Source organism: Rubidibacter lacunae KORDI 51-2, from assembly GCF_000473895.1.
GTDB classification, from domain to species: Bacteria; Cyanobacteriota; Cyanobacteriia; order Cyanobacteriales; family Rubidibacteraceae; genus Rubidibacter; species Rubidibacter lacunae.
In genome coordinates, this window is sequence record NZ_ASSJ01000047.1 from 41,029 (window position 1) to 66,502 (window position 25,474).

Annotated in this window: 21 protein-coding genes; 8 read left to right on the top strand and 13 right to left on the bottom strand. The window is 55.0% G+C overall.

Annotated elements, in window-relative coordinates:
- Positions 1-26: 26 nt before the first annotated feature.
- The 4 genes from KR51_RS08065 to KR51_RS08080 form a co-directional block, all read right to left on the bottom strand.
- Positions 27-803 (bottom strand): tetratricopeptide repeat protein, encoded by a 777-nt coding sequence (locus tag KR51_RS08065; protein WP_022606625.1) that lies wholly within the window; start codon positions 801-803, stop codon positions 27-29.
- Positions 800-1,750, bottom strand: a complete 951-nt coding sequence (locus KR51_RS08070) for an aldo/keto reductase (RefSeq protein ID WP_022606627.1) — start codon at positions 1,748-1,750, stop codon at positions 800-802. The genes KR51_RS08065 and KR51_RS08070 overlap by 4 nt, the downstream gene beginning before the upstream one ends.
- Before the next feature lie 172 nt (positions 1,751-1,922).
- Positions 1,923-2,705 (bottom strand): endonuclease/exonuclease/phosphatase family protein, encoded by a 783-nt coding sequence (locus KR51_RS08075; RefSeq protein WP_022606629.1) that lies wholly within the window; start codon positions 2,703-2,705, stop codon positions 1,923-1,925.
- Between the two features lie 198 nt (positions 2,706-2,903).
- A complete protein-coding gene (locus KR51_RS08080) occupies positions 2,904-4,364 on the bottom strand; it encodes an NCS2 family permease (protein ID WP_022606633.1) in 1,461 nt (486 codons plus the stop codon).
- Positions 4,365-4,470: 106 nt separating this feature from the next.
- On the opposite strand from KR51_RS08080, the gene KR51_RS08085 reads away from it, so the two are divergent.
- Entirely contained in the window at positions 4,471-5,025 is a 555-nt protein-coding gene (locus KR51_RS08085; protein ID WP_232214571.1) for a DUF2062 domain-containing protein, read from the top strand.
- A 71-nt stretch (positions 5,026-5,096) separates the two neighbouring features.
- Here the strand turns inward: KR51_RS08085 and KR51_RS19505 are convergent, their stop codons facing one another.
- On the bottom strand, positions 5,097-5,495 hold the full coding sequence (locus tag KR51_RS19505) for an SRPBCC family protein (RefSeq protein ID WP_156915030.1): 399 nt from the start codon (positions 5,493-5,495) through the stop codon (positions 5,097-5,099).
- A 642-nt stretch (positions 5,496-6,137) separates the two neighbouring features.
- Here KR51_RS19505 and KR51_RS08095 point away from each other — a divergent pair.
- Positions 6,138-6,614, top strand: a complete 477-nt coding sequence (locus tag KR51_RS08095; protein ID WP_022606638.1) for a MarR family transcriptional regulator — start codon at positions 6,138-6,140, stop codon at positions 6,612-6,614.
- Between the two features lie 792 nt (positions 6,615-7,406).
- Here the strand turns inward: KR51_RS08095 and thrC are convergent.
- The 3 genes from thrC to rimO all read right to left on the bottom strand — a co-directional run bounded on the left by thrC (position 7,407) and on the right by rimO (position 11,653).
- The gene (gene thrC, locus KR51_RS08105) at positions 7,407-8,513 is read right to left on the bottom strand and encodes a threonine synthase (RefSeq protein ID WP_022606642.1); all 1,107 of its coding nucleotides are present in this window, start codon (positions 8,511-8,513) and stop codon (positions 7,407-7,409) included.
- Between the two features lie 254 nt (positions 8,514-8,767).
- A complete protein-coding gene (locus KR51_RS08110; protein ID WP_022606644.1) occupies positions 8,768-10,168 on the bottom strand; it encodes a DEAD/DEAH box helicase in 1,401 nt (466 codons plus the stop codon).
- Between the two features lie 162 nt (positions 10,169-10,330).
- Positions 10,331-11,653 carry a 30S ribosomal protein S12 methylthiotransferase RimO gene (gene rimO, locus KR51_RS08115; protein ID WP_022606646.1) on the bottom strand — a complete coding sequence of 441 codons (1,323 nt, stop codon included), beginning with the start codon at positions 11,651-11,653 and terminating at the stop codon, positions 10,331-10,333.
- A gap of 271 nt (positions 11,654-11,924) precedes the next feature.
- Here rimO and btpA point away from each other — a divergent pair, with 271 nt between their 5' ends.
- Positions 11,925-12,773 (top strand): photosystem I biogenesis protein BtpA, encoded by an 849-nt coding sequence (gene btpA, locus KR51_RS08120; RefSeq protein ID WP_022606648.1) that lies wholly within the window; start codon positions 11,925-11,927, stop codon positions 12,771-12,773.
- 215 nt (positions 12,774-12,988) lie between these two features.
- A complete protein-coding gene (locus tag KR51_RS08125) occupies positions 12,989-13,963 on the top strand; it encodes a vitamin K epoxide reductase family protein (protein WP_022606650.1) in 975 nt (324 codons plus the stop codon).
- Between the two features lie 132 nt (positions 13,964-14,095).
- On the opposite strand, the gene KR51_RS08130 is transcribed toward KR51_RS08125, so the two are convergent.
- From KR51_RS08130 to hisD, 4 genes are all read right to left on the bottom strand, one after another.
- On the bottom strand, positions 14,096-15,436 hold the full coding sequence (locus KR51_RS08130) for a class I SAM-dependent RNA methyltransferase (protein WP_022606652.1): 1,341 nt from the start codon (positions 15,434-15,436) through the stop codon (positions 14,096-14,098).
- Positions 15,437-15,587: 151 nt separating this feature from the next.
- The gene (locus tag KR51_RS08135) at positions 15,588-16,718 is read right to left on the bottom strand and encodes an HAD family hydrolase (protein WP_022606654.1); all 1,131 of its coding nucleotides are present in this window, start codon (positions 16,716-16,718) and stop codon (positions 15,588-15,590) included.
- A gap of 32 nt (positions 16,719-16,750) precedes the next feature.
- Entirely contained in the window at positions 16,751-17,998 is a 1,248-nt protein-coding gene (locus tag KR51_RS08140; RefSeq protein ID WP_022606656.1) for a phosphotransferase, read from the bottom strand.
- 32 nt (positions 17,999-18,030) lie between these two features.
- The gene (hisD, locus tag KR51_RS08145; RefSeq protein WP_022606658.1) at positions 18,031-19,359 is read right to left on the bottom strand and encodes a histidinol dehydrogenase; all 1,329 of its coding nucleotides are present in this window, start codon (positions 19,357-19,359) and stop codon (positions 18,031-18,033) included.
- A gap of 271 nt (positions 19,360-19,630) precedes the next feature.
- On the opposite strand from hisD, the gene map reads away from it, so the two are divergent.
- Positions 19,631-20,416, top strand: a complete 786-nt coding sequence (map, locus tag KR51_RS08150; protein ID WP_022606660.1) for a type I methionyl aminopeptidase — start codon at positions 19,631-19,633, stop codon at positions 20,414-20,416.
- A 255-nt stretch (positions 20,417-20,671) separates the two neighbouring features.
- A complete protein-coding gene (locus KR51_RS08155; protein WP_040655629.1) occupies positions 20,672-20,911 on the top strand; it encodes a hypothetical protein in 240 nt (79 codons plus the stop codon).
- A gap of 77 nt (positions 20,912-20,988) precedes the next feature.
- On the opposite strand, the gene KR51_RS08160 is transcribed toward KR51_RS08155, so the two are convergent.
- A complete protein-coding gene (locus tag KR51_RS08160) occupies positions 20,989-21,978 on the bottom strand; it encodes an integron integrase (RefSeq protein WP_040655666.1) in 990 nt (329 codons plus the stop codon).
- Between the two features lie 476 nt (positions 21,979-22,454).
- Between KR51_RS08160 and KR51_RS08165 the strand changes: the two genes are divergently transcribed.
- The gene (locus KR51_RS08165; protein ID WP_022606665.1) at positions 22,455-23,723 is read left to right on the top strand and encodes a TIR domain-containing protein; all 1,269 of its coding nucleotides are present in this window, start codon (positions 22,455-22,457) and stop codon (positions 23,721-23,723) included.
- A 756-nt stretch (positions 23,724-24,479) separates the two neighbouring features.
- Positions 24,480-25,454, top strand: coding sequence for a caspase family protein (locus KR51_RS18235; RefSeq protein ID WP_022606667.1), 975 nt, complete (start codon positions 24,480-24,482; stop codon positions 25,452-25,454).
- The last annotated feature ends 20 nt before the right edge of the window (positions 25,455-25,474 follow it).

Consider the following 25,474-nt stretch of genomic DNA (forward strand, 5'->3'; position numbering starts at 1 on the left):
CCAGGTTTTAGTTCGCAGCAAGCGCGCTAAGAACTGGTCGCGATACTCTGCAGAACATGTGTCGCAGTTTGGATTTGGCGGGCACTGAATCCGGCACGTTCGAGATGGATTAAATAACCGCGATGGCGATACCGACCGTCCAACGCGATCGCCCGTCGATAGGTTTGCCGCGCTGCCTCGACGTCACCGCGACTCCATTGCGCGATCGCCAGGGCAACCAGTGGATGTGGATTGCTTGGCTCCAAGGCGATCGCCCGTTCTGCATGGGTAATTGCTTGTTCGAATTGTGTCTGTCGCTGAAAGGCAAGGGAGAGATTGTAGTGCGCGATTTCGTTCTCCGGTGCCAACGCGATTGCCTCAGAGTGCGTGGCGATTGCGCGGTCGAGATCGCCGCTGACGAGGTACGCAATGCCAAGTGCGTTCAGCGTTGGCACGTCCTTGGAATCGCGATCGCGCGCCGCTGTCAGCACCTCAACTGCTTCCATAGTTCGACCGTCTAGATGCAAGGTCCAACCGAGCAACACGCGTCCGGATTGTTGGGTGGGATCGAGGGCAACCGCTGCGCGCATGGCCGCGATCGCAGCCGTAAAGTCTCCAGCTTGCCGTGCTTCCAATCCGCGCAACCGCAAGCTTGCCGACTGTTGGCGCTCGGCCGCTGTCGGTGGCGGCGGGGCAACTTCGACCGATAGCATCGCCACAAACGTCGGCGCGAGCATCTCGACCGGCGCGATCGCGGGCGCTGACTGACAGGCAACGCCGAGTGCCCCGCAAACCCAAGCGATTTTCCAATAGCGCCCGTTCATTTGCGTTCGTAGGAATAGATATCGCCTGGTTGTTGCAGTAACTGTGCCGATCGCTCTGAGAGGAACTCCAGATCGGCCGGCGCGATCTCCGACTTCAGAGCAGACACATTTTGCTCGATCTGCTGGCGGTGTTGAGTAAAGCCCACCACGGGTGCGAGTACGCCTGGCTGTTGCGCCACCCATTTGAGTGCCACCTGCGCGATTGTCAGCTCGTACTTGCGTGCCACCTGCGCGATCGCGTGCAGCAGCTCTTGCAAGGGCGGCCAACCGCCATGGGCTGCCACCATACTGCTGTAGTAAAAACCCCGCGCGTGGGAGCTTTCTGGCGGCGGCGTTGCCATGCTCAGAAACTTATCCGACAAAAAACCACCGGCTAGGGGACCGTAAGGCAATAACCCAATACCGAACTCTTGGCACAAGGCCGCCATGCCGTTTTCAACACGGCGATCCACGAGGCTGTACTGTACCTGATGGGTCGCGATCGGAGCGTACTCCAACGCTCGTTTTAGCATCGGAACGTCGAAGTTAGTCGCGCCGAGCTGCCGGATTTTGCCCTCATCTTGGAATTTGGTCAGCAGCTCTAAGGTCTGAGCAAAGTCGATCTGCGGATCGTGCCAGTGAACTTGGACGCAGTCGAGGCAATCGCGTTGCAACTGGCGTAGGGAGTTTTCAATTTTGCCGCGCACCTGATTCGGTGTTGGTTCGCTTCCAAAAAAGACGGCTTTCGTGAGCAACGTGCAGTCGCTGCGGTCTTTGAGGATCTGACCCAATAAACGCTCGCTTCGTCCGTAGATATCGGCAGTATCGAAATGAGCGATTCCCCAAGCCAAGTAGGTATCGATCGTGCGCTCGACGTCGTTGGCGGGTATTGCCGTCCAACTGCGGTCGTCAAGCTGCCAGCACCCGACTATAAGTGGGGCAGAAATAACGGTTTGCTTTGCCTTCATATTGGCTGTTGGGTTGCTTCCCAACAGGCGATCGCGCCACTGACCGGCGCGGGAGGAACTGATGAGGGTTGCTCCTTAGGTCCTCCACGTAAGGAACGGACGGAATAGGTAGCACCCGAGATTGTATATCGTATCACCGCAGCGTCGGGTGCTCGCGCTCGCTATGTATACGCTAAATCTCAAATTTTGCAAAAACCGGAAAGTGATCTGACGGCAGTAAATCGAGCCAGCGCTTATTCTCTACCCACGCCGAAGTCAACTGCCAACGATTGTCGTAGTAGATCGTATCGATCGCGGTGTCGCCGATGCCCGTGTAGCGGTGCATGGATTTTTGCCGGGGGGGAGGAAGAGAGGCGATCGCATCGTCCAACCGGCGATCGCCCGAAAACGGCTCCAGGAAGGTCGCGCGCGGGGCTGATTCGGGTTCGTCGTTGAAGTCGCCACTGAGCAGCCAGAAATCCCGAGCGTCGGTATGGCTCGCGAGGCGATCGCGTATCAACGCCGCCCCGTTTTTGCGAGCGATCTCGCTTTCATGGTCCAGGTGCGTGTTGCAAAAAACGATCCGCCCGTCAAAGCGGTTGAGGGCAAACGTTGCCAGCGTGGCCATGCGGGGCATACGCGTGCTCCAACTCGAAGTCATGCTGCCAATTGCGTCGGGGGTATCGCTCAGGGCAAAGTCAGTAGCACTGAGGCACCGCAGGCGATCGCGGCGGAAAAAAATCGCGCAGTGCTCGTCTTTGCCTGTGTTGGCGCGATCGCAGCCGACACTTTGGTACTCCGGCAGCATCCGATGCAGGTCCAACAGCTGATTGGCCTTGCCTTCTTGGGTACCGATCGCGTCGGGACGGTGATGTTTCAGCAGCGCGACGACCGCTGGGCAACGGACGCGCCAATCGCGATCGTCGGGATCCGGTCTATCGTGCCGCAGGTTGAAGCTGGCGATCGTCAATTGCATGAGTGGTTTGGTTGGGAAACGTAGCAGGAAAAAGCATTGGATCGAGCGATCGACAGCCTTCTCGAACCCCTTGCAAGCGAGGGCAACCCGACTCGGACGACAGGCGATCGCGTCGGGTTCGATCGCCCTGAAGTGCGCTCCAAAGATGGCATACTTGGTTATGCGGTGGTCGATCCACGGGCGATCGCGCCTGACGCCCTATTCGCCGATGCCAAACGCTTTTACGATAAACCGCAATGCGAACACGACGGCAAGCATCCAGATGGCAATTGGAATTTCTCGACCCTTACCCTGAAATGCCTTAATTAGGGGGTAGGTGATGAAACCCATTGCCAGCCCCTCAGCAATGCTAAAACTCAGCGGTATCAACACCAAGGTCAGAAACGACGGCACCGCCTCTGCCGGGTCGTCCCAGCGAATCGCGCGAACGTTGCCCATCATCAGCACGCCGACGATGACTAACGCTGGCGCCGTGGCAAACGCTGGAATCGCTGCGATCAGCGGGATAAAAAAGATCGACAACAGGAATAACCCCGCCACCGTCAAGGCCGTCAGTCCCGTCCGGCCGCCCACGGCAATGCCCGACGCCGATTCGATGTACGACGTTACTGTCGAGGTACCCAACACTGCGCCAACCGTCGTCCCGATCGCGTCTGCCATCAGTGCCTGATTGACGTTGGGCAGTTCTCCCCGCTCGTCGATGTATCCTGCTTGCGTGCCGATGCCCGCCAGCGTTCCGACCGTATCGAACAGGTCCACGAACAGAAACACGAACATTACTGCCAGAAAATCCCACAGCGGCACAGTACCTAGCGACCCCAACCCGGCAAACGCTTGCCCGAGCAAGTCTGCCGGCCAGGTGGGTAGCGCTAGGATCGCGCGGGGCGGCGGAGCCACTTGCAAGATCCAGCCCAAAGCGGCTGTCGCCAAGATCCCCCACAAGAGCGCCCCGTGCACGCGCCGTGCCAGAAAAGACGCCGCGATTAAAATTCCCGCGATCGCTACTAGGGTTGCTGGGTTGCTCAAGTCGCCAAGCGTCGTTGTGGTCGCTGCGCTTGGCACGATTAACCCAGCTCCCCCCTGCTCTGGATTGCCTGTTAGCGCGATGTAGGCAATAAAAAGCCCGATGCCGGCAGCCGTTGCGTGCTTGAGGCAGCTGGGAATCGCGCGCACGATCTGCCGGCGCACGTCGGTCAAGGTTAGGACAATGAAGAGAACACCTTCCAGAAACACCGCTGCCAGCGCCACGCGCCAGTCGATACCCAACCCCAATACCACCGAAAATGCAAAGAAGGCATTCAATCCCATTCCCGGCGCGAGCGCAAACGGATAATTTGCTGATAGACCCATCGCTGCTGTAGCGATCGCAGCCGCAACCGCCGTTGCGATCGCCAACTCGCCAAAGAGATCCTGCGGCTGGTCGAGAAAGATCGCGTTGGAGAGAATTGCCGGATTGACCGCCAAGATATACGCCATTGTCACGAAGGTGGTTGCCCCGGCAAGCAGTTCGGTGCGGACGGTCGTGCCCTTAGCGCGCAGTTGGAAGAAGGCAGCCAGTCTCGACTCGGCTGGCAATCCGGGTGGCGGCGAGTTGGGTATTGGGTCGGGTGCGTTCGGCTCGGATGGGGTGGGCTCGGGTACGGTTGGGTCGCGTTCCATAATTCCTCCTCGCACGTGGCTGAGCAATCACCCAGGCTGGCGGTGTCGCGATCGCCCTCTGAGGTTAAACGACACCCGTTCGGATAGTTGAAGCAAACTTTACTGTATGCCTATGCTGGAAGGCATCGAGCCGATTTTTGCCCCAGCCATGCAGCGATCGCAACCCACCCCCTCCCGAGTGCCGCGCTCCTGGCGCGTTCGCTGGCATCGCCGCCTGCGCTACCTCTATTTGCGGGTGATTCGCCTGCAAAGTTCCACGCCCGCGATCGCGCGCGGGATGGCAATCGGCGTGTTTGCCGGCTGGTTCCCATTCTTCGGTCTCCAAACTATTCTCAGCGTCGTGTTGGCAGCTCTGGTTCGGGGTAACAAGCTGGTAGCAGCCGCAGCAACGTGGGTGAGCAACCCGCTAACCTACGTACCGATCTATGCGTTCAACTTCCAGGTGGGCTGTTGGTTACTGGGCTGGAACGGGCGCTCGCTAGCCGAAGTGAACTGGCGCTCGTGGTCGGAGATGTCGGCAATGGGCTCGGCATTCGTCACGCGCATACTGTCCGGAAGCTTCGTAGCCGGCGTCTTTGCAGCGATCGCGGCTTACCTTCTGAGCTTGTGGCTGATCCCGCGCGTGCGCGCTTCAGTAGGGTCTGTCCGCAATCGGGTTTAGAGAACCGCAAACGCAATCGCGATCGCTCTGGATCCTGAGGTCAGCGAGCTTTGGAAAGATGGTCCGATCGGTTAGCAAAAACGTGGCGCCAGCCAGACTCTAGCATGCTTTCGAGCGAGCGTATTGTCTGTCATATTTTTTGCTAGCGCATCATCTGACATGCGTCGAACAATCTGAACGAAATCCCGGTCTACATTGAAGGCCAAAATCGGCAAGAAAACTGGTGCTAGAAAACGTGGTTTGGGAGTAAGTTCCCACCACACCATCACTTCAGAACCTGTGCCAGCTGACTTAATCTCCCACCCTCCGATCATCGTACTGGCTGGGAAAGGGAAATCCGGTGCCTCCGAGACAAAGCGGAATGTAAACGAACGGGAGCCTGGATTAAAGGCAACACACTCTTCTGACCAGCACCTGCCAGGATTGGTCCGCGCAACGCCGTACTGCTCCAATTCCAGGCGCTTTGCCATTTAGAATCTCTGACTTGACGAGTGATGGGGAGTATTTCTGTATCGCACCCAGACGACTGATAACCTCCCACATGTTGACTGGGGTGGCTTCGGCATGAACAACCAGACAATGACGATGCAGGGCTGGATTTTCTGCCCGGTGGGCGCGATCGATCCCCCACATCTGCCAAACACCAAAGATCGGCACTACCCCAGCAACAGCTAGCACTACTGCCACCCCAGTCTCGGAAAACAGCCTTGAGAACAATAGCAGTCCTAGTAATGAGCTAATTACCCAAAGAAAATCCGCACCACTGGCATAGAGTGCCCGCCAAGTCTCCAACCGCGGCCGTGTGGCTTGATGGAGGAGATCGGCAGCAAATAGCAGAAGCCCGCATCCTATTAAACGGAAAACCAAGAGCGCTTGTAGACCAATAAGAGTGCCGAAAAACTCAGGACAGGCAAACATTATTAGCCCACAGATTGTAGAAAAAACAGCATTTGCAAACAAGGCTGTACGCAGGGGAAGAGTAGCCTTCATATCAACCTCCAACGCAGAATAACAAGCATGGCAATTCAGCGATATGGTTGTAAACTCAGTTGACATAAGCATAGAATGACTCCAGTTTTATGTCAACCCAGTTTACAAGGCGCGGTGTCCCAATGGCGGATAGCCAATCCCTAAAGCTAGTATTTGCTTCTGCTCTTCTCCATACCCAGTTGCTTGAGTATGTAGCTAAAAATCTACATTTCATGGGCTTTGAGGCTATCTCTCCTTCCCGGCTTGAATTCCTTGGCGCACTCGACTGTGGCGTTAACTACGGAGCTGAGATCGCTCGCCAGTTAAGGGTGTCTCGGCAGATGGTGGCCAAAACGGTCAAGGAGCTCTGCCAGGCTGGGTATCTGGAGCAGACAGAGGGAGTGGGTAAGCAAAAACAGATCCTGTTCACCGAGCAAGGCGAACATTTGATATCTGCAGCAAGAACAGTATTAGCAGATTTAGACCGGGTATTTGTGAACCGCTTTGGTGAAGCGCAGGTAGAAAAAATTGCTTTGCAACTAGAGGCATTCACCTGGCTGACTGACAGATCTCTGAAAACCTCGGTCAGTCAGCAAGCTCGCAGGGTGCCAGGAAGTTGAACTATTTGCTGTTGTCGTCTGTTGTCATGCTAAATCGCGTAACTGACCCGCACGCGTGTTGAAAACGTAACCGACGGTTTCATACCCAACGATGGACCCTTGCTTTTTTCACTGTTTGCGCACGGTTCAAACCGCACGTGTTCGACGCGGATACCGTCTTGGGTAGTGGATAGGGATGCCCTTTCCACCGCCAATCTTGAAGACGACCGTTAAAAAAATGTCCAGCTCGAGCATTCACAAAGTAGCGAAGGCCTTTTTCCGAAGTGAGTAAACCAGTTTACGGTGGGACAAGTCGTGCCGAATTGGTTGGACGCGCTCGGTTGATTGCTTCGTTTTCGGCAATGCTCTCGGGAGTAATGGCTAAGTTGAAGGTAAAAGTAAAACCTTCAGGAGTTTAAAGATTGCAGCCCTTTTAGTTGTTGATACCAATTCGTATAATACCTACGACAGATGAGGAGGACAATCCATGGAGTATGGGCTCTCGATCTGCCATCTGTCGCAGCACTTCCAAGAGTTGGTATGACACCGTCAATTCGATCGAGATAAAAATTGCAGCAAGCCAGTTTTCGTACGCGACGCGATCGCTACCTACAACCAACTTCTCGATCGCGAAGGCCGCTACAGTTTGCAAGAGTGAGAACTGTGGAATTCGAACACTAGGGAAAAAGTCACGCTCGATTCGCAGACCAATCAACACCAACTCGTTTCAACGACGCGATCTCTCCGAGCCTTCAGCGCACCAAAGTATTTTGTAGCCTTAAAGAGTACCGCTGCACTTGCAGGGGGCGTTCGCTAAAATCCCAATGCGGCAGCAACGGACTCGAGATTTGGAGTAATGCCTTTTTTAAGCGTTGCTTTACTGTGGTCGATCGCGCTTTGCGGGTCCTTGAGTCCGTTTCCGGTCAATACGCAAACCACTGTTGCTTCGTCAGGGACGCGCGCCTGTACTTTCAGCAGGCCGGCAACGGAAGTCGCACTTGCGGGCTCGCAGAAAACTCCTTCTGCGCCGAGCAAGCGATAAGCGTGCAAAATATCCTCATCCGTCACCGCATCGAACGCGCCTTGCGATGCATCGCGAACGGCGATCGCGCGCTCCCAGTTGGCCGGGTTGCCGATGCGAATCGCAGTTGCTACCGTTTGCGGTTCGGCAACCGGGCAATTGTTGAGGAGCGGTGCCGAACCGGCCGCTTGGAATCCCATCATGCGGGGTAAGCGATCGCAGCGCCCGTACTGTCGGTATTGGCAAAACCCCATCCAATAGGCAGAAATATTGCCTGCATTACCGACCGGAATGAACAACCAATCCGGCGCGTCGCCGAGTTCGTCGACGACTTCAAAAGCAGCTGTCTTCTGACCTTCCAACCGATACGGGTTGACGGAGTTGACCAGCGTGACTGGATAGCGTTCCGATAGCGCCCGGACGATCTCCATACAGACATCAAAGTTGTCTTCGATCGCAATGACCTCAGCACCATACATCAGTGCCTGCGCTAACTTGCCTAACGCCACATACCCGTCTGGGATAATCACGAAGGCGCGCATTCCCGCCCGTCGTGCGTAGGCCGCTGCCGCCGCCGAGGTGTTGCCCGTACTTGCACAGACCACCGCTTGGGCTCCGGCTTCCTTTGCTTTGGAGATCGCCATCGTCATGCCGCGATCCTTAAAGCTACCCGTAGGATTGAGCCCGTCGAACTTGGCATAAACCCGCACGCCGCGGCCGATCTGCTGGGCGATCGACTCCAGCGGAATGAGCGGTGTATTGCCTTCATGCAACGTCACAACCGGTGTTGAATCGGTCACCGGTAGATAAGCACGGTAAGCCTCGATCAACCCAGGCCAACCGGCTTGATACGCGGGTCGGATTTTACTTTTCACTTCGCTCGGCAATCGGACAATCACGGTTCACTGTAAACCAGACAATTTAGCAACCCGACGTAGCAGACCGAGATACATCAGAAGCGACTATTTCACCCCGGTCCTGTAACGGAGAATCTGTATCGATTTTACCCGCCGCAGTGGGGGGGCAGCCCAGTTGCATCTGAGCTTAAACTACCCCAACTACGGGCGCTGGCGCGCTCCGAACTCACCCTGAAAGTCGAGCGCGCTCGATCGATTGCCCGCACGGGACACTCAAGTGGGTTAGCGAGGGCGGGTTACTTTCCGGCGTTGAGGCGCTCGCGACCGCGAACATCGCGCAGGCGAGGCTTCTCCCGCGGCGGGCGCGGGCGCGACGATTGCTCGAGATCCTCCAAGCTGGGGATATCTCGGCGATTCTGGTCGTAGACGAGTTGCAGAGCCGCTGCCGCGATCGCATGAGGATCGTATTCGTCGCTCAAGGAGTTGACGACCGGCAAGAACGAGGCGATGCGTTCGCCACCCAGAGCACCCTGAAGCTGCTCGCGCAGTCGTTCCAATCGGCGGGCTTCGATCTGGGCGCGGTTGGGAAGATTCCGCACCTCCAGGGTCTGCCGCACTTTGTACTCGATCTGGCGTAACATGCGGCGATCGCTGAACTGACTGAGCGTAATTGCTACGCCGGTTTTACCCGCTCGCCCCGTCCGCCCAATGCGGTGGATATAGGTCTCGACGCTATCGGGGAGGTCGTAATTGATCACGTGGCTGAGATCGGCTACGTCTAAACCGCGGGCAGCGATGTCGGTAGCAACAACAATCTTGACCTGACCGCTACGGAAGCGCTGTACCAAACGCTCGCGCTGGTGCTGGCTGAGGTCGCCGTGGTATTCATCGACGCCGTACCCAGCTGCCTGAAGCTTCTGAGCGACTTCTGCAGCGGAACGCTTCGTGCGCACGAAGATCAATGCCGACTCGGGATCTTCAAGCTCGAGTAAAGGCTGGAGCGCGCGGATTTTGTGACAGCCGCGCGGCACCTTGTAGATACGCTGTTCGATGCGGCTGGGGGTCTCCTGCGGCCGCTCGACTTTCAGTGCAATCGGATCGTTAAGCAGCGTAGCAATCAGATCGCGCACGCCGCGTGGCATCGTTGCCGAGAAAAATGCCGTCTGCCGGTTGTCCGGTGTCTGACCCACGATCTTCTTGACGTCATCCACAAAGCCCATGCTCAGCATCTCATCGGCTTCGTCGAGTACGACCCAACTTACGGTCCCCAGGTGGAGTTTGCCGCGTTCGAGCAAATCGATGATTCGCCCCGGCGTGCCGACAACGATCTGCGCGCCGCGCTCTAGGGAGCGGATTTGCCGGTCCATCGACTGACCGCCGTACACCGTCGCCACCTGTTGGCGGCGATCGCAGGCAAATGCTGTCATTGCCTTCGCCACCTGCTGGGCAAGCTCGCGCGTGGGGGTCAGTACCAGCGCTTGCACGGTTGGATTCTCGAGATCGATGCATTCCAAGAGCGGCAGGGAGAAGGCTGCTGTTTTGCCCGTCCCAGTCTGAGATTGTCCGACTACGTCGCGCCCTTGCAAAAGGTAGGGGATTGCTTGCGCCTGCACCTCGGTGGGCGCTTCGAAGCCGAGCTTCTCAAGCTGCTCGACGCGAGCGTCTGACAATCCCAAAGCCGCAAAAGAATTCACCATCTTTAATTTTTTGTTACCTTCCTTGAAGTTTACGGCAACTCGCGCGTTTTTGGTGATTTTTACCTAATTTTAGTTGCGCGGTTGCAAGCGATCCTGCCGGGTTGCACCGTAGAATGTCGGGCTGCAGCGGATAATGTGGTTTCTAGCGCTGGGGCGAGTACCTCAGTCTCCCGTGACAACCCGTCCGTACAAGTCGTAGACTTCGGAGTCCTCGATCGCGACGGGTACGATCGTACCGAGGGTCGCCGTACCGCGGGCATAGACCAAGCCATCTACCTCAGGCGCAAAGCGCGCGGCGCGTCCGACAAGCTCGCCCGTCCGCGGATTTTCTTGTTCCACCAACACGTCTAGCACTTGCCCTACGCAGGCACGATTCCGGCGTGCGGCAATCGGTTGCTGCAGTTGCATGAGTTCGTCCCGACGGGCATCCATCAACGCTTGTGGCACGCGATCCGGCAAGTCGAACGCGGGGGTTCCCTCCTCCGGCGAGAAGGTAAAGACTCCCACATGATCGAATTCGTGGCGAGCGACGAATTCCAGTAGGTGATTGTGGTGCGCCTCGGTTTCGCCGGGGAAGCCGACGATAAATGTCGTCCGCAGAACGGCTGCGGGCAATGCGGCTTTGATTCGCTCGACGATCGCGTCGTTGACGTGCCCATGCCAAGGACGATTCATGGCGCGCAGAAGGTCGGGATGAGAATGCTGCAGCGGCAGATCTAGGTATGGCAGCACATTAGGTGTCTCGCGAATAGCGGCGATGACAGTCTCGGTCAAACCCGTAGGATAGGCATAGTGGATGCGGATCCAAGGAACATCTACCGTGCCGAGAGCGCGCAGCAGTTCTGCCAGCATCGGTTTGCCATAGAGGTCTAAACCATAGTTGGTCGAAATCTGCGAGATCAAGACCAGTTCGCTAACGCCTTGGTCGGCGAGCTGTTGGGCTTCCGCCACAATCGATTCGATGGAGCGCGATCGCTGCTTGCCGCGCAGGTGCGGGATGATGCAGAAGGCACAGCGATAGTCGCAGCCTTCGGCAACGCGCAGATAGGCAACGCCTTCGGTGGTCGTTCGGTAGCGCGGAACGGTTTCGTCGGCAATGTAGGTGGGTTGAGCGCTGACGGCGCGGACGCGATCGCCGCGTTCGGCCCGCTCGATTACATCGACGATTTTGTGATAATCTCCCGTACCGACAACGGCAACTGCTTCGGGCAATTCGTCGAGAAGTTCTTGATGAAAATGTTGGGCGAGACAGCCTGCAATCGCGATCTTCTTTCCAGCTTCAGCAAGCTCGACCAGAGTACGGACCGACTCTTCGCGCGCGTCCTGGATGAAACTACAAGTGTTTACGATTACGTAGTCGGCGCTTTCTTCATCGGCACCGACATCGTAGCCGGCCTGGGCGAGCAACCCGAGCATGTGCTCGGAATCGATACGATTTTTCTCGCAGCCGAGATGGGTAATGGCGATCGCGGGCTTGCTAATCATAAATGAATGAAATAAATGAATGAATAAATGAGGCTTTCGTGAATTCAGTTAAGAATGGGCTTTTCAAGTGCCCGCCAACATCATTGACTGAAAGCTTACGCGCAGGCACAGCTTACTATCATAACGAATCCACTGGCAGAGACAAGGGTTCCACTGCCGCCTAGAATGTGTGAAGATCGAATTTGCGCTTTCTTGAGCGCGCAACTGCGGCAAGCAATGCGAGCTGCGCAGACAAAAATTCGGTTGCGGTGGTGCAGCGACTTAGAACCCGGTGAATTTAGAGCAGCTATTTGAGACTCCCAAGCCCGTCATCGGTGTCGTACACCTGTTGCCTTTGCCAGCATCGGCGCGCTGGGGGAGCGACTTGGAGGCGATCCTCGAACGGGCCGAGCAGGAAGCATCGGCACTGGCAGCAGGTGGTGCGGACGGTATCATTATCGAAAATTTCCACGACGCGCCCTTCCCGAAGAATTCAGCCGACCCGGCAACAGTTAGCGCTATAACGCTAGCCGTACATCGCATCAAGCAGATTGTCGTTCTCCCCATCGGCATTAACGTGCTGCGCAATGATGCGCGCAGCGCCCTGGCGATCGCGGCCTGTACGGGGGCGCAATTCGTGCGCGTCAACGTACTTACTGGCGTGATGGCGACCGATCAGGGATTGATTGAAGGGCAGGCGCATCACCTACTGCGCTACCGGCGCGAACTGGGAGCGGATGTGGCGATTTTCGCCGATGTATTGGTTAAGCACGCGCGACCGCTTAACTCACCTCACTTAACGGCTGCGGTGAGCGAGACGATCGAGCGCGGGCTGGCAGATGCCGCGATTTTATCGGGGTGGGCAACGGGTGAAGCGCCGAGTTACGAAGACCTCGAAGTCGCCAAGGCCGCAGCCGGTGATACCCCGATTCTGGTCGGCAGTGGGACAACCTGGGATAACATCGCCCAACTGCTCCAGGCAGCCGACGGTGCGATCGCGGCGAGTTCGCTCAAACGCAACGGTCGTCTCAGCGAGCCGATCGACCCGACGCGGGTCCGGCAGTTCGTCGAAGCTGCGCGCCTGGAACCTATCGCGCCGGTTCCCCCATCGACCCCTACCCGCGAACTTTCGTCTTTATAACTCGTCCTGAGTACCGAAGATTGCCGTTGCTTCGTTCTCGGTTGCGATGCGGCATCATTGATGAGTGACTCGCTTTGTGCGGTGCTGTTCGACGGCTACTTCGAGAGCGGATTGGGGCGATCCGCCCAGCAACCGCTGCGACCCCGATGCTGTCAGCAGTTCTCCCGCACGAGTCCTTTGGTATCTGCAGTCAAGCTAAATTCCGAGCACGACCCATGAGCCGCCGACGCAAGCAACTCCCCTGGATTCAGATCTGGTCGCGCCCGCTGATCGGGGCAATCGCCATTCTCGGCGCGATCTTAACCGCTTACCTGACCGTCTCCGCGCTGTCTGGCGCATCTGTTGCCTGTACGGCCGAAGCCGCAGGCAGCGGTTGTAATAACGTTCTCTCCAGTTCCTACGCCAAGGTATTCGGGCTGCCGCTGAGCTTATTCGGCCTCCTGGCTTATCTCAGCATGGCAACGTTCTCGCTCGGTCCGCTCGCCGTGGATCGCGAGCAGCAGCGTTCGCTGCGTAACAAGCTGGAAAACTGGACGTGGCTGCTGTTGCTGGCAGGTGCCACGTCAATGACGGTGTTCAGCGGTTACTTGATGTACGTGTTGGCAACGGAGCTGCAAACGGCTTGTCCCTATTGCATCGGATCGGCGGCGTTTGCGGTCAGTATGCTGATCCTCGTTTTGCTCGGTCGCGAGTGGGAAGATTCCGGACAGGTCATATTCACCGGTATTGTTGTCGGTCTGGTCACGTTGGTCGGGACACTCGGCGTTTACTCTGAAAAACCCGTCGTGGCTCAAGGCGATCGCATTGTCATCACCCAGCCGACATCGCCGCCAACACCAGGCAAAGGATGGCAGATCGACACGCAGTCGGGTGAGGCGGAGATCGCCTTAGCCGAGCACCTAACAGCAGTTGGCGCGAAGAAATACGGTGCGTTCTGGTGCCCGCATTGTCACGAGCAAAAGCAGTTGTTCGGTAAGGAAGCGTTCCAGAAGATCGACTACATCGAATGTGCCGACCCGGGCACCAACGTTCAGAGTCCGGCCTGCAAGACAGCGGGGGTTCGCTCGTATCCATCCTGGGAAATCGACGGCGAGCTTTATCCGGGACTCCAGACTCCTGAGGAATTAGCCGCTCTGAGCGGATATGAGGGTCCGAGCAACTTCAAGTATTTACTGCCGGGTCGCAGTTAGGGCGCGTCAAACGTCCGAGTAGTTTGTGTGGCAAGCTCCAAGCCGCATCGGTTCTGAGCGCGACCGCTCTCCGGAGGCGATCGGCGAGCGCGCGAGCTGCTGCATCCGTTTCTGCGCCTGCAGTCTTCTCGGTCAGTCCTCTGTCTCGGCAACTGGTTCGGCCGTGTCGGTGGCTGGAGCAGATGCGGATGTCTCGGGCGATCGCGTCCAGGACTCGCGGCGTTGGAGCACGCAGACGCATTCGAGGTGTTTGGTTTGCGGAAATAGATCGATACCGACGATGTCTTGGAGCTGGAAGGTTTCGCGACACAACTTGTTGAGATTGCGCGCGAGGCTTTCTGGATTGCAGCTCACGTAGACGAGATGCTGGGGCGGACAGCGCAGGATTTGCTTGAGGACTTTCTTAGGCAACCCGCTGCGCGGCGGATCGACGATCAGGCTCGTGCGTTCGGGTGCCTCGGCCAGCAGAGCTTCGAGGCGGTTTTCGGTCTTGTCGTGAATTATCTCCCAGTTGGGCAGCTGCAAGTGGGTTTGGTTGCGGCGCGCGGCCTCGATCGCGAGCGGATGGTCTTCTACGCCGATGACGCGTGCGGCGAAGGGCGCGCTCATGATGCCGAATAAGCCCATGCCGCAGTAGGTTTCAATGAGTAACTCGGGCGCGAAGTCCCGTATCGGACGGACGGCTTCCTCGATCAAGCGCGGCAGCATCGGCGTACTGCCCTGCCAAAACGCATGAGCGGGGACGACTAGTTGCAAGCTTTCCTCAGTCAGCGGATGGGCGATCGCCTCGGTTAGCCAAGCGACTTCATCGGCTTTGGGTTGTTCGGGACCGAGGTAGGTGTCACCAATGCTGGTCGCGCGAATGAGAATGTTGAGAACGTTACGATCGACGAACTCTTGAAATCCGGATTCTCGCTGTTGTTTGAGGCTATCTTCAACTTCGCTCACGCAAATCGGACACTCGCGATTGCGAAGCATGTCGATGCCTTTGACCTGCCAGAATCCCGGCTCGCCAGGACCGTGGACTTTAATGCTGTTGCGATATGCGTATGGGTGCGTTGAGCCAATAATCCCGCGTAATGGGAGCGGCTGTACGGGATGTTCGGGTTCGAAGAAACTCTCCAAACGCGATCGCTTAATTACGAGCTGTTCGGCATAATCGACATGCTGGAATTGACAACCCGCACAGAGTGCAAAGTGCTGGCAGTGGGGTTCGACGCGGCGCGGATCGGGAGTCAAAATCTCAACCGGGCGCAACACCAAACAGCGCTTCCAATTGCGCAGTACTTGCCCGCGAATGGTTTCTCCCGGCAGCGAGCCCGGCACGAGTAGGGTTTTGCCCTGCAAACGGGTTTCGCCGAGATACTTACTGTCGAAGCGATCTACTGTTACGGTTAGCCAATCACCCGGTCGCAATTGTTTGAGGTCGATCGCAGCTGAATTTACCTCTGTCGTTGGCGCGTCTGTTCCCATGCTTGCCGCTCGTATCAACCGAAGCTCCAGCATAGCAACCGCTAGAATGGCGATTGGTTAACCCACCGATACACCCGGTCTGTGCAATCGCCCGACCGCGCAATTACCCGTCTATGACCGATCTGGCTTGATGAGCGACTTAGCACGTTACTTAGCAAGTTGTAGCTGTAGACGCCGATCGAGCTCGCTGCAGGAAGCGAGGTAAGTCGAGTACGCTATCGAGAATGACATTGCAACCGAGTCCGCTTAGCAACGCTCGCTTTTGCTCCACGGCATTGGCAATTGCAAACCCAGTTAATACTCCAATCGAGAGGCACCCAGCGCGTTGGGCTGCGACCACATCGCTGCCAGCATCTCCGATGTAGGCGATCGCATCAGCACTATCGAGTCGGAATTCTTCCGAGCACAGCATCGCAACATCTACCTCCGGTCGAGCAGCTTTATAGATAACAAACGGATGCGGTTTGCCGAGTTTGATCGAGTTATCCAAAACCGATTCAGCAGCGAGGACTTCATCGTAAGTGACGATGCGATCGCGATCGAAATACTGCAGTAGTCCTAGATCGGTTAGCACGGGCACCGTTTCCAGTTTCGGCCTGCCTGTAGCAACTGCGAGGGTAAACGTTTGGCTCAGTCGGGCCAGCGTTGAGGCGATCGCGTCTGTCGGCACTACCGTCTCGTCACCCGGTAGCACGTACCCTTTCTTCCCTTCGTACCACGCCTGAAAGTTTTCGTAGCAAAGCTGCCACAACTCACTGCGAGTGTCGAAGCAACGCACCTCGCGACCGAGGGTGCGAGTCGCAAATTCGCCAACGAAATCGAGGACATCTGCTCCGCGCAGCGATCGCGTTTCCTGCCAGAAGCGATCGATAACGTCCGCACTGCCGCGAGCGGTAATGTCGCGACCTTGTAACTCGCGACCGAGGGCTTGGAAATTATCGGCAAGGGAGCGATCGCGGTTCAGGATATCGATGCTGTCGGGATGAGCGGCAAGGATACCGATCAGTTGCAAGCAGAAAACGAAGAACGTCAAATCCCAGTTGGAGTTGACCGCGCGGCTCTTGAGTTGGTAGACAAATTCCTCGGAGATGACGCGATCGCCGACGGACTGCAAACGCGTTTCGACGCGATCGCCACCGCCGAAGTAGTTGACCAGTCCCAAGTAATCCCCACTGCACAGCAACTCCCACACGGTCAGCCGTGCGATGTTCCAATACTTCTGCTCGCTCGTAATGACGCCGTCGAGGTCGAACACGAGCAGCTTTAACTTGTCCCGATTCATCGGAGGCTACCTGTCTGAGACTGACTGAACGGTTAGGACCGATTGTCCCCGATCCCGAGGCGATCGAGTTCGGTATCGAGCCGGCTCGGTGGCTCGCTTACAGCGGCCATTTCCATAGCGATCGCCAAACCGAGCAGTGCGATCTCCGGCGGAAACTTCTGCGAATCGGCGAGGTTCATGGTCAAAAACGGGCAACAGAATAGCGCGAGCTTCAAGTCATCGCGCCAGTTTGGATCGAGCCAGCCCCGCAATCGCAACTCAAATAGGAGCGGTTTGAGAACGTGCTCCAGCTTCGATCGCAGGAAACCGATACGCAGCTCGGACGGCACGAAGTCGTGCTCTACAACCAGCGTTTCGCCCTGTAGTTCCCACCGAATCTCGAGTTCGGCAGCGATTTCGCGCGGGAAGTACATCCAAATTGCAAAGACGTTGTGAAAAAGTGGTTTCGCGAGATCCAAAAACGGCGAGTGGCGCCCGGCAAAGGCGGGGTCGAAGTAGATCAACTCGCCCGATTCGCCCCGATCGCCGTCCCAAAAGACGTTGCCGTTGTGCGCGTCGCCATGCCCGATAATTGCCGGAACGTCAGCGCGGGTTGGGTTCAGCCGGGCGATCGCGCGATCGATGACGGCAGCTAGGGGTTCGGAGTAGGCGCGATCGTTGATGCGCCACTGCCAGCTGGCAATGCGCTCGAAGTCAAATTCCGCGCCGGGGAATGCAATCTGCTTGCCGCAGTAAAATTCTGCATAGCGTCCGCCTGTCAAACGATGGAAAAACAGCTGGTGAACGGGCGATCGCGCGTGCTCTTCTGCAGATAACCAGCTCAGGGTTTGTCGATAGATGTCCCACAAGCAATCGTCGGCGTGCTGCTGGGCGGCGAGGACGCGATCGGCGTCGTAGCGTTTGCCGAGTTCGATTTCCCGCGATACGTCAAACAAAGACGGCGCGCTGAAGTAATCGTAAATTAGCAGTTGTTTGCCCCATTCCGTCGAGCTGTAGATCGGTTGAATGACCGGATAGCCTGCTTCGGCCAGAATCGTCGAGTTGTAGTACTCGTGGATGATGCTCTGTGGCTCGACGTGGGTTTTAAAAAACTGCCGATCGCCATCCGCCGTCGTTAGGAACCCGTTGATCGAATTCAGCGAGACTGCTTGCGGGCGCACGGTCACGTCCGCGATCGCAAACGGCAGCGTTTCGTTCAGGAATTCCTTCAGCAACTGGCTGGCTCGGGCGCGATCGCGAAACTGCAGTTGCTGGATCTCAAATAATGTCCGATCCGACACGATCGCTACCTCACTGCGGCGTTTCGATACAGCTACTTGCTTTGTGCTCGATCTCGGGTCTGCAGCCAGGCATCGCGTTCGCGGATCGCCATCGCGTGGGCCGGGAAGCCTTCGTAATCGGCCAGGGTTTGGGTCGTGTGCTTGAGGCGATCGAAGCCCTCGCGGGTGAGGTAACCCAGGCTCGCCCGCTTGAGGAATTCGTGGACCGAGACAGCAGAATACGATCGCGCGAAGCCACCGGTTGGCAAGATGGCGTTGACGCCGATGCAGTAGTTTGCCGTGGGAATGGGCGTGTAGGGACCGAGCAAAATCTCGCCCGCGTGCTGAATTGCCCCGAGCAAGCTCATTGGATCGGCGGTCAAGATTTCCATGTGCTCGGGCGCATATTCGTTGACGAAGTCGATCGACTGCTGCAAACTCTCCGTCAGCAGGATGCCCCCGTGGGTCGAAAGTCCGGTGCTGCAGAACTGACGCCGCCATTCGGGCAGTTGTTTGAGATATTCCGAGGCGTTTTCGGCTGCCTTCAAGCCCACGGCTTCGCTGTGGGTGACCAGTAATGCTGCCGAATCGGGACCGTGCTCGGCTTCCACCAACAAGTCCAGCGCCGCCAAGCGCGGGTCGGTGGTTTCGTCAGCCAAAATAATCGATTCGCTAGGGCCGGCTGGCAACCCGACGTTCGTCGTGCCGTAGAGCAACCGCTTCGCTGCCGAGCCGTAAACGTTACACGGTCCGGTGATCTTGTCGATTTTCGGCACCGTCTCGGTCCCCAGTGCCATTGCCGCGATCGCCTGAATGCCCCCGAGCTTATAAATCTCCGAGACGCCGGCCATCTCTGCGGCTACCAGCGATGCGGGTTCGACCGAGCCGTCTTTCCCCGGCGGCGTGCAGACGATGATGCGCTTGACGCCGGCCACGACTGCCGGAACGGCGAGCATCAGCATGACCGATGGAAACGCACCTTTACCGCGCGGCACGTACAACCCGGCACTGGCGATTGGAGAAACTTTCTCGCCGGCAAACACGCCGGGAGCGATTTCGCCGAGCTGGATTTCCTCGGGAAGCTGCCGCTGGTGTACCTCACGAATGTTGGCGCAAGCATGGGCGATCGCCGCTTTCAACTCCGGCGCGATCGCCTCGCGAGCGAACGCAAACTCGGCTTCCGTAACCTTAAGATTGCCGGTCTCTGCACCCGGGAAGTCAAACTTGCGCGCGTATTCCAGCACGCCTTCATCTCCATGCTGCCGGATCTTGGCGATCGCCTCACCCGCCACCGAGAGTGCCTGCTCGATATCGACTTCAGCACGGCGCTTGAGCGCACTCAGCTCGTTTGCAGACAGCTCGGCTAGCCGGAGAATTCTCATTGCTTCCTTTTAAGGGTTTCCCGTATATCCAACTCTTGGGATCGCAAAGATTATGGTAGCAAGTTCGCCCGACTGCACGGGATGAAGCCTCAATGTTAATCTCCCCCCTGAAATTCTCCCGAGCGACTAGAACTTAAGCTTTCGTTCGCAGCCAAGCTGTCAGCATCTCGATTCCGGGCTCATCATTCGAACTCACTACAATAGTTTGAGCAGCTCTGCTGGATCGATCGAGCTGCCTAACCACCCGAGAGTACCTAGGAACGCGCGACGCATGGGCAGCGAAACTATTACCCTGCTTTCCAAACGCGAAATCGAGAAGATGCGCCAAGCCGGACGCATGGCTGCTGAGTTACTCGATACCCTTACGCCGCTGGTCAAGCCTGGCGTCAGTACTCTCGAGCTCAATGACATTGCCGAACAGTGGACGCGCGATCGCGGCTATGTCAGCGCGCCCCTGGGCTATCACGGCTTTCCTAAGTCAATTTGCACCAGCGTCAATGAGGTTATCTGCCACGGTATTCCCAACGCCAAGGAAATTCTCAGAGACGGCGACATCATTAACATCGATGTAACGCCGATCGTGGACGGCTACCACGGCGACACCTCGCGCATGTTCTGCGTTGGAACACCCTCTCCGGTCGCGCAGAAACTGGTTGACGTCACCGAGGAATGTTTGCGGCGCGGCATCATGGCTGTCAAGGCGGGCGCTCGTATCGGCGACATCGGAGCTGCCATTCAGGACTATGCCGAATCGATGGGATTTTCCGTCGTTCGTGACTTTGTCGGGCATGGTGTCAGCCGTACATTTCATACCGCCCCGCAAGTTCCTCACTACGGCACGCGCGGTAAGGGCAAGCGCCTGCGGCCGGGCATGGTGTTCACCATCGAGCCGATGATCAACGAAGGGACCTGGGAAGCTGAAATCCAGGACGACGGCTGGACGGCTTTAACCAAAGACCGCAAACTTTCGGCACAATTCGAGCACACGATCGCAGTGACCCCAGACGGAGCTGACATTCTTACGCTCAGCGATCGCAACCCGATCGCGATTCCATAGCTCTGGTAGCGTTTGCAACTCAGCTCCTCTGGCGCCGACCGTGTAGCTTTTTCGAAGCCTTTGTCACTCTGGTCGCTACCGACGAGCGCCTAGTAGTGTTAACAACAGGCGTTAGATCGCGTGCCACGCCAGCACGTCTCCGCATCCGCGTCGAGTTTCCTGTCGCCGGTCTGAACCTGGCAATCTTCTGCCAGAACGTCGAACCCCAACCCGAGTTTGCCAATTCGCGGGGCAGTGGACTGAGCCCGTGTTTGGATGTGCCCGACCTCGAAGCAGGCATCGCCCGACCTGGCTGCCTCGGTGATTCGGTACCGAACGAACCTCTCGACTGCGCGGTGTTATGCATTCGCGGCTGCAAGCTTGTGCGGTGTACTCAGCATCCGCGCGAACTGGGTCAAGGAGGAGGAGTATTTGCGATTTTTGGCCGAGAGCCAGCAACTGCAAGACGCCGAGCAGCCGGTCGTGCGCCAACGCGGCACCGACTCGGCCGGATAGGACGCCGGCGGCGGGGACTGGTCGGTATAAAAACGGTCGCACGTCGGGAATATATCCCCCGCTTATGTTCTGAGAGGTTAGAGGTCCAGCGGACTGCGTACGCCCATTCCCCCTCGGTTGAGGACGTGGGTGTAAATCATCGTGGTTTTGACATCTTTGTGACCGAGGAGTTCTTGGACCGTGCGGATGTCGTAGCCGGTCTGCAGCAGGTGGGTGGCAAAGCTGTGGCGTAAGGTGTGGCAGCTGACTCGCTTGGGGATTTCGGCTTGGCGGGCGGCAGTCTTGAGCGATCGCTGCAGGACACTGTCGTCGAGGTGGTGTCGCCGCACTTCGTTGCTGCGCGGGTCGATTGTCCGTCGCTTGGCGGGGAAGGCGTATTGCCAAATCCATGCCTGCGGAGCGTTTGGGTATTTGCGCGCCAGGGCGTGGGGCAAGTAGACAGCTCCGAAGCCTTGGGCGAGGTCGTCAGCATGCAGTTGCTTGACTTGGACCAGGTGCGCTTGCAGCAGCTCGGTCAGGCTGTCGGGCAGGATGGTGAGGCGATCGCGGTTGCCCTTGGCGTCGCGCACGACGATTTGCGTTTGGGCGAAGTCGATATCTTTCACGCGCAGGCGCAGGGCTTCTTTAACTCGCAAGCCGGAGCCATAAAGGAGCTTGGCAAGGAGTTGGTGAGTGCCGCTTAGGCACTGCAGCAAGCGTCGCGTTTCGTCGACCGACAGGACGGTGGGGAGGTGCTTGGATTGTCTGGCGCGAACGGAGTCAATGGCGTCGTCGGTCAGGGGTTGTTTGAGGACGTGGCGATAGAGAAAGAGCAGGGCGCTAAGGGCTTGATTCTGGGTCGAGGCGGAGACGTTACCTACGACGGCGAGGTGGGTCAGAAATGCTTCGACTTCGGGCGCGCCTATGTCTTTGGGATGGCGTTTGCCGTGGAAGATGATGAAGCGGCGAATCCACTGCAGGTATGTTTCTTCAGTGCGGTAGGCGTAGTGCTTGACGCGCCGGGTGTCGCGGAAGCGATCGAGCAGCTTGGGGGGCTTGGTGGCGGAGTCGGTCCTGGCTAGTGGCAAATGGCGATACCCCAAGTCTATACGGGATAAATGCAGCCTAAGTAACTCGCGATCGCGCAGCTAGAATGGTTGCGAAATCTATGCTGTAGGGGGCTCGCGCTTGGCGAAGTTAGTTTCTAAATCCGCTATTGGTGAAGGGTGGTGACCAGAGTCTATACGGAGCAAATGCAGCCTAAGTACAGCGAAATCGGGCTGCTAGAAGGCTAGAGTTCATATCCCACAAAGGATTTGCAGTTTACGATATCGGTTTCTATATCCGCATCATGCAGGAATTGACATCTAGACATGTGCATGCTAAATTCTAAATAATATTAGTATCTTTGGCTCACAGCGATGGGGAAACTCTTGCTCAGGAGAGGCTTTAGGCTCCGGAATGAGCACTAATTATATTTATCATGGTATCTTATCTGGCATATATATCTCGTGATAGTATCCTCAGTTTTAGAGCAGCAATAAAATTTTCTTACAGTTAGGCTATGAGAGTTTTTGTAAGCTACTCCTCATCCGATCAAAGTCACGTCAATGATGTTGAGCAAGTCTTGAAGACTGTTGGAGTTGAATATTTTCTTGACAAGCGAGATATGCACTGGGGAGATGATATTTCTGCAAGAATAGTGACAGAAATATTGTCCTCTGATGCGTTGCTTGTCTTAGTTTCTCAGTCTAGCTTAAAATCACCTTGGGTACAATTTGAAATTGGTGCTGCTTCCGGGATGGACAAACAGATTCTTCCTTTTCTTGCTGAAGGAGATCTGGATGTTCCCGATTACATTCGGCAATATCACTATGCAACTAACCTCGACGATATAGCCAAATATTTCTCGGATCTAAAAGACGATGAGTCTAACTCCGATGGATGGACAGAGGAACAATTTTCGCGCTTCCAAGAGATCAAAGAACAAATAAAGTTCACAGATAAGTGGAGATTTACATTCTTAATGACTGGAAGGACGGGAGTAGGGAAATCTAGTACTATCAATTCTCTAATGGGTGAAGAAGTGTCACCGAGAGGGCGATATAAAAGAACAACAACTAACGTTTTGTGCCATGAAGGTATCATTGATGAGGTGCCTTACACAATTTATGATTCTCCTGGTCTTGCAGACACAGATAAAAGTAAGCAGACAGATTATTCATACTTACGGCAAATTCAGCGTGTTGTAAAGAAAATAGATTGCATGTTGTTTGTTACAAAATTGAATGACACCCGCCCAGAACAAGGTGATCTGAAAACTATCAGGCGTATCACCAAGTACTTTGGTGCTGACATATGGAAGCACGCAGTTATTGTCCTTACATTTGCAGATAAAGTTCACCCAAAACTCTTCCAAGAAACTTATAATAATCGATCAAATTTAATACGAGCAGCAATCAATAATAATACGGAAGGAAAGTATGCCGCTGATATTCCATTTGTCGCAGCAGCAAACGATGAAATTTCCGGGCAACCTATTCCTCTTCCTGATGGAAACATCTGGCTAGGTGAATTATACACAGAAGTATTTTGTCGCATTAAAGAGGAGAATGCAGCCCCTTTTTTCTTCGCAACTCTTAAAAGATTAAAGAAGAAAAATAAAAAGCATGGGAGTAATAGAAGGGACTCCAATAACAATATTGAAATTGATAAAAATCAAGGTAAACGTATTGGAGATCACTTCTCATCTGCATCAGAGGCATGGGAGGCCACTAAGAAGCTGGGTAGAACTATATACCAAGGTTTTCTATCATTCTTTACAGGGGAATGAGAAAAGATAGAATGCACTTCAATACAGCCTTTACCAGGGTAGTGAGGTACTCATATTTTTTTAGATCGATTGAATAGCAAGGGTTTGAGATGTGAGATTGTACCTCACGAGATTGAGAAATGCTGTAATATAATTTAGGCTATGAGATTGATCAAAAATTTTTTACTAAGCTTGAGATATTAATCCTGAAGTCAGAATTTCCTATCAACATATTGCACACGGATGCTCTATGAACACTACTTCTGCTTCTTTTTTAGCTTTTGCTCGTACCGGTGATTGCGAACGTTAGGCAGCAAAAGAAAATAAACACACATAGAAAATAATGTGATACTATGCCATTACTAAAAACATACCATCTCTTTATTAGCTACTCAAGTAGATATGGAGATGCTTATGATAAGCTTGTCAAATTTTTCAATGAACATCCTAACTTTAAACGAATAGATTATTCTGTGTCCAAACTTGACCCAAATCATAACGCACTAAATCAAACAGAACGTTATAACGCGATTAAAAATCAAATATAACCAGTTAATTGTGTGATCGTGCTTGCTGGAGTGTAGAGTACTTATTCAAAGTGGATTAAAAGGAAATTTAGATATCTAAAAAAGTGTTTAATAAACCAATAGTAGCTGTTGAACCATAGGGCTCCGAAAAAACATCTAGTGTGGTTAAAGAAAGCGAAGATATAAACGTAAAATGGCAGAGTTCTTCTATCGTAAATGTTATTCGTAATCACTCTTTTTAGGTGGAATTGTGAAAAAAGCATTGGTCATTGGAATAAACTACTACGAACACAGCTCTTCTCTATCTGGCTGCGCTAATGATGCCCATGCTGTAAAGTCTGTCTTAGAGAGGCATGGCGATGGTTCCGTAAATTTTGATGTTCAATTATTTACAGGGACAGATTCATCTAATGCTGTTACGAGAAGGCAAGTAAAAGACTATATTGGAAGGTTGTTTTCAGATGATAGTGAAATTGCTCTATTTTACTTCGCAGGACACGGACATATTGAGTCCATTGGAGGATATCTTTTAACTAGCGACTCTCGTAGTGGAGATGAAGGAGTTTCGCTTACAGAAATACTAGCACTTGCAAACGAATCAAGAGCTAGAAACAAGATCATAATTTTGGATAGTTGTCATTCTGGTATTGCAGGAATTCCACCGACTTCAGGAAACAACGCAGTGCTTGCGGAGGGTATTACTATCTTAACTGCATCAACTCAGGACCAATATGCGACTGAAGAAAACGGTCGAGGTGTTTTTACGACACTACTAGTCGATGCTTTAAATGGCGTTGCCTCAAATCTAGTGGGAGACGTTACTCCTGGCAGTATATATGCGTATATAGATCAATCACTTGGTGCTTGGGAGCAACGACCTGTATTCAAAACAAATGTAAAAAGTTTCGTGTCCTTGCGCAAAATGCCTCCCACTGTTCACTTGGAAGATTTAAGAAGAATTTTAGAATTTTTCCCTGAACCAGGTTTTCAGTTTTCTCTTGATCCGACATTTGAGCCTGAAATGAAAGGTCGTAGCGTGGATATGCCAAATCCAATTACAGAAAACACCGAAAAATTTGCCGTATTACAAAAGCTTAATCGCGTCAATTTAGTTGTCCCTGTAGATGCCTCCCATATGTGGCATGCAGCTATGGAGAGAAAGACCTGTAGATTAACTGTGCTCGGCGAGCATTACAGGCGGTTAGTAAAACGTGGGAGGATATAGATGAGTGTTACCTAACCCAC